General features: G+C 61.9%; 1 protein-coding gene. It reads right to left on the reverse strand.

The genetic code is table 11. From position 1 onward, the window contains the following. Positions 1-911, reverse strand: a 911-nt coding sequence (locus tag AC0L2A_RS36215; protein ID WP_473612971.1) for an efflux RND transporter permease subunit, incomplete at both ends; no start/stop codon positions are given.

Raw genomic sequence — 911 nt, forward strand, 5'->3', positions numbered from 1 at the left:
TCGTCCAGGATGGCGTTCGCCGATTTGCGCTCGCGCCAGTCGACGAACTCGTACTGGATCACGCCGACCACGTCTTCAGGAATGTCCTGGCCGCCGCCTTGCGTCTTGCCGACACGGGTATAGACCGATTTCACGCCCGGCCAGCCGAGAAGCCGGTTTTCCGCGGTCGTTGTGGCGGCATCCATTTCGGCGAGCGAAAGGTTGCCGCGGGCGTGCACATAGAGCAGGCCGTAGTCAGGCTCGACATTCGGGAAGAACTCGACGCCGGCGCCGTATTTCGAATATGCAAAGCCGACACCGGACAAAAGGCCAACGGTGAGCAGAAGCACGGTGATGGGAAAGCGCACCGCCTGCTTGACCACCGCCATGTACCAGCCGTCGCGGTTGTCGCTCTCGTGATGCGGCGGCGCCTTGGCGAACAAGGCGCCCAGCGCCGGTGCAAAAACCAGTGCATAGAGCATCGAGGCCGAGAGCGTGACGATCAGCGTGATCGGCATGTATTTCATGAAGTCGCCGATGATGCCTGGCCAGAACAGCAGCGGCGAAAAAGCGGCGATGCGCGTCATCGTCGCGGCGATGACCGGACCGGCCATGCGCTTGGCGGCCAGCGCGAACGCCTCTGCCTTCGGCATGCCTTCGCTCATCCGCCGCTCGGCGAATTCGGTGACGATGATGGCGTCGTCGACCAGCATGCCGACCGCCAGGATGAGGCTGAACAGCACGATCATGTTGATCGTGTAGCCCATCATCGCCAACAGCAGGATGCCGATCAGGAAGGACGATGGAATGGCCAGGCCAATCAGCAGCGAGGCGCGGCCTGACAGCGCGTAGAGAATGACGATGAACACCAGGATCACGGCGATCATGACGTGGTTCTGCAGATCGCCGAGCAACTGGTTGACGAAGACCGA

It is taken from the genome of Mesorhizobium sp. WSM4844 (genome assembly GCF_055811775.1).